Source organism: Salinicoccus siamensis, from assembly GCF_042429615.1.
GTDB classification, from domain to species: domain Bacteria; phylum Bacillota; class Bacilli; order Staphylococcales; family Salinicoccaceae; genus Salinicoccus; species Salinicoccus siamensis.
Genome location: NZ_JBHMAH010000046.1, coordinates 1 through 830, shown reverse-complemented (window position 1 = coordinate 830; position 830 = coordinate 1). Strand labels below are relative to the sequence as shown.

Genomic DNA, 830 nt, shown 5'->3' with positions numbered 1-830 from the left:
CAAATATACCTCTTCATACTTGAGACTCCGCCAGAAACGCTCAATCATGATGTTATCCAATGCACGCCCTCTGCTGTCCATACTGATCTGGATGCCCGGCTGTGATTTCAAGAGCTCGATGTATCTAGGACTGGTGAAATGACTGCCCTGGTCGCTGTTGAATATTTCGGGCGTCCCACTTGCCAGTGCCCGTTGCACAGTATCCAGAACAAAGTCCATTTCCAGTGTTTGGTCCAGTTCCCAGCTGATGATATAGCGGGAATACCAGTCGATGACGGCGGTGAGATACACCCAGTGATTCTGAAGTCGGATATATGTAATATCAATACTCCACACCTGATTGGGACGGGTGATGGGCAGACCTTTCAACAGATAGGGATAGATACGGTGCTGCAGATTGCGCTTGCTCAGGTTGGGCCCTGGATAGATGGCCTGTATGCCCATTTCCCGCATATGCCGCTGGACCCGCTTACGGTTGATGGCGATGCCTTCATGTTTCAGTTTTTCGGTAATCCGGCGTGATCCATAGAATGGAAATCGGGTATAGAGCTCATCAATCCGGTGTTTGATGGCTACCTCTTCCGGTGAGGGCGTCACCGGTTTGTAGTAGAGACTGGATCGATTGAGACTCAGTAGTCTGGCTTGTTCCGAAATGGGAAAATCAGTGGCTGCCCAGTCCACCATTTCCATGCGTTCCTGTCTAGTCGTGGTAGATGCCAGATTTTTTTTTGACCCACGACAATTGCGTGGTGAGTTTTCCGACTTCCGCATAGAGGCTTTCTAGCTTCTCTTCATAGTCGGCTTTCATTCTGTCCAGATCTTTGGATTGG

At 49.5% G+C, this 830-nt stretch carries 1 pseudogene; it reads right to left on the bottom strand.

Annotated elements, in window-relative coordinates:
* Positions 1-830: pseudogene (locus tag ACFFLE_RS11175) on the bottom strand (IS3 family transposase); the annotation flags it as partial.